The 6,040-nt window shown below is 46.8% G+C and carries 6 protein-coding genes; 4 read left to right on the forward strand and 2 right to left on the reverse strand.

From position 1 onward, the window contains the following. Positions 1 to 329 precede the first annotated feature (329 nt). Positions 330 to 1,295, forward strand: a complete 966-nt coding sequence (locus ACR2PX_RS21905) for a hypothetical protein (RefSeq protein ID WP_434001487.1) — start codon at positions 330 to 332, stop codon at positions 1,293 to 1,295. Positions 1,296 to 1,467: 172 nt separating this feature from the next. On the opposite strand, the gene ACR2PX_RS21910 is transcribed toward ACR2PX_RS21905, so the two are convergent. Next, on the reverse strand, positions 1,468 to 2,433 hold the full coding sequence (locus ACR2PX_RS21910) for a PstS family phosphate ABC transporter substrate-binding protein (RefSeq protein ID WP_434001488.1): 966 nt from the start codon (positions 2,431 to 2,433) through the stop codon (positions 1,468 to 1,470). Between the two features lie 339 nt (positions 2,434 to 2,772). Here ACR2PX_RS21910 and ACR2PX_RS21915 point away from each other — a divergent pair, with 339 nt between their 5' ends. From ACR2PX_RS21915 to ACR2PX_RS21925, 3 genes are all read left to right on the forward strand, one after another. Then, a complete protein-coding gene (locus tag ACR2PX_RS21915) occupies positions 2,773 to 3,291 on the forward strand; it encodes a TRAP transporter small permease subunit (RefSeq protein ID WP_434001489.1) in 519 nt (172 codons plus the stop codon). After that, positions 3,284 to 4,666 (forward strand): TRAP transporter large permease, encoded by a 1,383-nt coding sequence (locus tag ACR2PX_RS21920; RefSeq protein WP_434001490.1) that lies wholly within the window; start codon positions 3,284 to 3,286, stop codon positions 4,664 to 4,666. The genes ACR2PX_RS21915 and ACR2PX_RS21920 overlap by 8 nt, the downstream gene beginning before the upstream one ends. 86 nt (positions 4,667 to 4,752) lie before the next feature. Then, entirely contained in the window at positions 4,753 to 5,151 is a 399-nt protein-coding gene (locus ACR2PX_RS21925; protein ID WP_434001491.1) for an acyl-CoA thioesterase, read from the forward strand. Positions 5,152 to 5,160: 9 nt separating this feature from the next. Here ACR2PX_RS21925 and ACR2PX_RS21930 read toward each other — a convergent pair whose 3' ends face one another. After that, on the reverse strand, positions 5,161 to 5,553 hold the full coding sequence (locus ACR2PX_RS21930; protein WP_434001492.1) for a response regulator: 393 nt from the start codon (positions 5,551 to 5,553) through the stop codon (positions 5,161 to 5,163). Between the last annotated feature and the right edge of the window lie 487 nt (positions 5,554 to 6,040).

The raw sequence follows: 6,040 nt of genomic DNA on the forward strand, positions 1-6,040 counted from the left end.
CCTGATTTGGCCATTTTTTATGATTCTTTTCGTTGAATAGCTCGCTATTCGCCTCAAATAATCATAAAAACTGTCTCAAACCGGACTTTTCCTCGCTACGGTCGGCTAAGTCCGACAGACTCCTAGATCGAATAAGTTTCAAGCATCAAAAAACCGCCCGATAGCTGATCTACACTACCACGACAATAGGATGTTGATTTTAATTTAATGGGTGTAGTGCATTGGAAAATCTTTTGGCAAGAATCTTCCGTCAGGTTTCCTGTTTGTGTGGCATTTTCTACTGTGGGCTAGGGTTCGCAGAGGTTTCGATGTCTCACTGGGCTTTAGGTATGAACGCTTTTTCTTTTGCTGCATCGGATAGCGTCCACAATCGAACCGTAATGTCTCAGTGGCCCAAAAGTGTTCCCACCAGTACATCGAGCCGCTCGGGCAGTGTTGAACCTGAAAATAAGGATAAATCGACAAGAAAAAAGTACTACACAGCTTTTAGTCCCAGTCAGGCTCACAAAACTCTGGGATTAACGGGCGGTGATGATGAACCGCCGGAAGAGCATTATTTTTCCTCTGAAGAAGAAAAAAGAAAATACTGGGCGATGAAAGCACAGCAAGCCCGATGGAAAAGAGAATTACTATTAAAGCTGTTTGGAAAACAGGCTATGAAACGCCTGTCTTTGATGGTCATTAAAGAAATCAGTGAAGATGGCATGCTATCCAGGTTGCTGGTAGCGTTTTTACTGTATGCATCCACCAATGATTTTGACTTATCCATGGATGAATACAATGTGGAAGAAGAAGCTGACTACATCCAGGCTCATCTGGTGACATTAGGTTATGAAATAGATTTAAGTAAAAAAACTGTCACTCTTGATCGTGCCATTAATGCTCTGGTGCTAGAAGAGTACACCCATGAACTCTTTGAATATTTTTCCTTTCAACAGTTGGTTTACTTTCTTCATATTCTGGAACTTTCTGCTAACTCAGAGATAGAAGCGATGGCATCGCGTTTACTTCAAGGGCAGGAAGTGATGACTTCTGAGCTGTCTCAATCGTTGTTATATGCTCTCTCAATGAGCAGTGGTTCTGAGCAAAGTCAGGATCAGGTTTCGATTCAGAATGGAGTCAGTCATTTTTTGATACAGCTTACTGCTGCTGCACAGCAACAAACCGATCATTTGCCAGAGAACCTTGCTTCTCATTTAATCAATGTATTACCGCTTGATCTCAGGTGGCATTTTGCCAGAGGTCTCAGGCAGAGACTGGGGCCAGACCCGGAGGATTCTGAGGATAAGAAATGATTCTGGGCGGGAGGTGATTCTTATTGTTATCCCAGAAATTGCTCCTCGGCTCGGGCTCCTGCTTCGCTCTAACTCCTACATCCTGTAGTCGTGCATTTCTGGGATACATTACGTCCCTGTAAATAAAAACGGGGCCAGATGGCCCCGCGTGGGTAACTCATGAATCTGTGTATTACAGGTTGAGTTCAGACAGGTACTTTTCAACCACCTTGGAAGGCAGTGGGATGTAACCGTCTTTAACAACGACTTCCTGACCCTGCTGAGACAGAACCATCTTCAGGAATTCAGCTTCCAGAGGAGGCAGTTTCTTGTTGGGCTGCTTATTTACGTATACGTACAGGAAGCGAGCCAGTGGATAAGTGTTGTTTACAGCATTTGCTGGAGTAGCTTCAACGAACGGCTGACCGGATTTCTTGGCCAGAGGTACAGTACGAACGCTGGAAGTCTTGTAGCCGATACCGGAGTAGCCGATGCCGTTTACAGAAGCACTCACGGACTGAACAACAGAAGCTGAACCAGGCTGTTCGTTTACGTTGTTACGGAAGTCACCTTTACACAGGGCTTTCTTTTTGAAGTAACCGTAGGTTCCGGATACAGAGTTACGGCCATACAGCTGAATTGAACGGTTTTTCCAAGCTCCGTCCAGACCAGTGCTACCCCATGTGTTGATGTCTTTGTCGCCGCCACACTTACGAGTGGAAGAGAAGATGGCGTCTACGTCAGCCATGGTCAGACCCTTGATGGGGTTGTCCTTGTTGACGAATACAGCCAGAGCATCGATGGCAACAGGTACAGGAGTCGGCTTGTAGCCGTGCTTCTTTTCAAAAGCTTCCAGTTCCTTGTCTTTCATCTTACGGCTCATAGGGCCAATGTTAGAAGTCCCTTCAGTCAGAGCAGGAGGTGCGGTAGAAGAACCTGCAGCCTGAATCTGTACATTCACGTTAGGGTATTCACGCTTGAAATCTTCTGCCCACAGGGTCATCAGGTTGGCCAGGGTGTCAGAGCCGACACTGGACAGGTTTCCTGATACACCACTGGCTTTCTTGTAAATTGGGATCTCAGCGTCAATCTGACTGGCAGTGGCGGCCTGGATTCCAGTAGCGAGGGCGATTGTTGTTATTAGAACTTTAAGCTTCATCCATGTGTCTCCTGAAAGGATTCTTTTAGCCATCTTTGTCTACTGGCAAAAACTATAAGGCGGAAATATGACAATTATATGAACGACAATGAAAGCTGTTTATCCGCAATATCTGCAATGTTAAGTCACTGCATTCACTCATCAGCTTTTTGAAGATAGCTGATGAATTGCCTGAACAGGGTGTAACTGTCTTCAAGCTGTCGTTATAATTCGTTTCAACAGCCATGAAACAGGCTCTGGAGAAAGAATCTTTTGCCAACAAAGTGGTAAAGTTTTTTACAAGAAAAAAAATAATAAATTGATGTAACAGGCAGGATAGACATGACCACCGGCTGGAAAATGATAATAACAGCAGTCGCCGGTATTGACAGATTTACAGAGAAATTAGGGCGCCTTCTAAGCGGGTTTAACCTGTTGCTGGTCGTCAGTGTTTGTCTCGTAGTTCTTCTTCGCTACTGGTTTAACTCCGGTTCCATTGCCCTTCAGGAACTGGCGATGTATTTCCATACTCTTATTTTTCTTGGAGCCAGCAGTTACACCCTCAAGCAGGGTGGCCATGTCAGGGTAGACGTTCTTTACAATCGCATGAGTGTCAGGCAGCGAGCATGGGTGAATTGCCTGGGAACCCTGTTTCTGCTGTTTCCGGTCTGTTTCTTTATTGGTGTGATGAGCTTTGACTATGTTTCCCGATCCTGGGCGATCATGGAAACGTCATCAGACCCGGGCGGATTACCGCTGGTGTATGTTTTGAAAAGCCTGATTCTGGTGTTTGTCGCCACTATGTTGTTGCAGGGAGTGGCAGAATTTTTGAGGTCAGTGCTTATTCTGGCAGGAAAGGAGTCCCCGGAAGATGGCTGAATACATCCCACTCTTTATGTTTGCAATGGTCTGCCTGGTGCTACTGGCAGGCTATCCGGTTGCCTTTTCTCTGGCGGGCACCGCTCTGGCATTTGCCGGAGCGGGTGTAATGACCGGATTGTTCGACCCGTCTTTTCTTAATGCTTTACCCAGCAGGCTGTTTGGCATAGTGACCAATCAGACACTGATGGCCGTACCTCTGTTTGTATTCATGGGCTGTATGCTGGAAAAATCCAAGGTTGCTGAGGGTCTTCTGGAAAGTATGGCCCGTCTTTTTGGCAAAATGAGAGGCGGTCTGGGTCTTTCTGTAACGCTTGTAGGCATGCTGCTGGCAGCAAGTACAGGGATTGTTGGGGCAACCGTTGTGACCATGGGGTTGCTGTCTCTGCCAACCATGTTAAAACGGGGTTATTCGACATCTCTGGCAACAGGAACCATTTGTGCGACTGGAAGCCTTGGTCAGATTATTCCTCCCTCCATTGCTCTGGTTCTTCTGGGAGATGTTTTATCCACAGCTTACCAGCAGGCTCAATTGAAGATGGGTATCTTCTCTCCTAAAACAGTATCTGTGGGTGATCTGTTCGTAGGTGCAATCATTCCGGGCCTGATTCTGGTAGCGGCTTATGCTACCTACCTGTTGATCGTAGCCTGGAAGAATCCTGAAGCTGCACCGGGACTCTCTGATAAAGATATCAAGGCTTATGATGATGGAGATCATGGCTCCCTGCTCATGAATCTGTTGCCTCCTTTGCTCTTGATGGGTGCAGTTCTGGGATCAATTCTGGCAGGTGCAGCGACTCCAACGGAAGCAGCGGGTGTGGGCGCTATCGGTGCTTTTTTGCTGGCGGGGATTAAACGACAGCTAACTGTTCAGACGTTGTCAGAAACTTTTTCTAATACGACAAAAGTCACCTGTATGGTGTTTTTAATTCTGATAGGGGCTTCAATCTTCTCTTTGGTGTTCAGAGGATTTGGTGGCGAAGAGCTGATTCATGAACTCTTTGCCAATATGCCAGGAGGAGTATTTACAGCTGTCCTGGTGGTGATGCTGGTCATGTTCCTGCTTGGATTTATTCTGGATTTTATTGAAATCACGTTTGTCATTGTCCCGATGGTAGGGCCGGTTCTTTTGGCTATGGGACTGGATCCTGTCTGGCTGGGCATTATGATTGCTGTTAATTTACAGACATCTTTTTTGACGCCACCATTCGGCTTTGCGCTTTTCTATCTCAGGGGGGTAGCTCCCCCAGAAGTTAGTACGACTGATATCTACAAAGGCGTTGTGCCTTTCGTAATGATTCAACTGTTATTACTGTGTGCATTGGCAGTCTGGCCGGAGCTGGCAACGTGGCTTCCGGAAAAACTGTACGGCTAGGAGTCTGACCGGTTTTTCCGGGTAAGTCGCAACGAAAACAATAAAAACAATAAAAACAATAAAAACAATAAGTGCTGGAGAGCAATATGGAACTGGGTAATGATCTCGCTCCCGGGCCTCAGGGGGAACTGACGCTTAAAGTACTGGCTGATTATCAGTCAGTAAATACGACGGGGGATGTCTTTGGTGGCTGGGTGGCCATGCAAGTCGATCAGGCTGGAGAAATTATGGCCAGAAAGATTGCGAGAGGGCGTGTGGTCACCGTTAGCATCGGTAGTATGAGTTTTATGCGTCCAGTGAAAATGGGCGATATTCTTTCTCTGTTCACCCGTGTTACAGAGGTTGGCAAAACGTCGATTCGAACGGTAGTTGAAGCCTGGGTAGAAGATAAACACGGCAGTGCCAAGCTGACTGAAACCAGTATGGTTTTTGTGGCGATTGATCCGCAGGGTAGAACGCGTCGTATTCAGAGTGCTGAATATTAGGAATTAGTTTTAATCTTTGACCCAGAGAGCCAGCTTTTCTGATAAACGGGCAAGGGTCACTGGTTTGTCCAGAAAATCGTCCATACCTGCTGCTTTGCAGGCTATCTGATCGGACTCCATGGCATTAGCCGTGAAGGCAATAATAGGGATGCTGGCAAAACTCTGACCGGAAGCTCTGATGTTCTCAGTAGCTTCCAGGCCGTCCATGATGGGCATCATGCAGTCCATGAGAATCAGGTCGAAGATCTCTGAAGTTCCCAGGATTTCCAGTGCTTCCTGACCGTTTTCAGCCACTTTGCAGGTACAGCTCAGCTTTTCCAGCAGCTTTCTCGCCACCATCTGGTTTACCTGATTGTCTTCAACGACCAGGATATGGAGGTTATAGTTTTCCTTGGCTGACACTGGCTAATCCTTGCCTGTGGCCTGATTTCCCTATTATCAATATCTGAAGAAATGCTGAGTTCTTTAGGGGCTTTTGAGGTTTTGTTTTGTGCTCAGTGCTACCGAAAAGCGGTCATATACAAGGCAAATCGAGGAAGGCGTAGCTTTTCTACGTCAAGGAGGTTTAACGCACTACGACTGCATGGATGCAGGAGCTAGAGCAACGCAGGAGCAGTTGCCGGGATGGCCGCTTTTCAGAGCATCCATGACTGCGCAGTCGTTTGAAAGACGTTCAGTATTACCGCACTACTGCGCCTGGCACCTACGCGGCCCGCCTGAATGCTCCAGAAACTGCTGAGTGCGAAAACAAAACCTCAACAGCTCCTAGGAGTCTGTCGGACTTAGCCGACCGTAGCGAGAAAAAGTCCGGTTTGAGACAGTTTTTATGATTATTTGAGGCGAATAGCGAGCTATTCAACGAAAAGAATCATAAAAAATGGCCAAATCC

It is taken from the genome of Endozoicomonas sp. (genome assembly GCF_051008435.1).
Classification (GTDB): domain Bacteria; phylum Pseudomonadota; class Gammaproteobacteria; order Pseudomonadales; family Endozoicomonadaceae; genus Endozoicomonas_A.

Bases quoted from the DNA above. Each gene is read 5' to 3' on its own strand.
- ACR2PX_RS21920 (WP_434001490.1), top strand. From the start codon at position 3,284: ATGGCTGAATACATCCCACTCTTTATGTTTGCAATGGTCTGCCTGGTG.
- ACR2PX_RS21910 (WP_434001488.1), bottom strand. From the start codon at position 2,433: ATGAAGCTTAAAGTTCTAATAACAACAATCGCCCTCGCTACTGGAATC.
- ACR2PX_RS21915 (WP_434001489.1), top strand. From the start codon at position 2,773: ATGATAATAACAGCAGTCGCCGGTATTGACAGATTTACAGAGAAATTA.
- ACR2PX_RS21905 (WP_434001487.1), top strand. From the start codon at position 330: ATGAACGCTTTTTCTTTTGCTGCATCGGATAGCGTCCACAATCGAACC.
- ACR2PX_RS21925 (WP_434001491.1), top strand. From the start codon at position 4,753: ATGGAACTGGGTAATGATCTCGCTCCCGGGCCTCAGGGGGAACTGACG.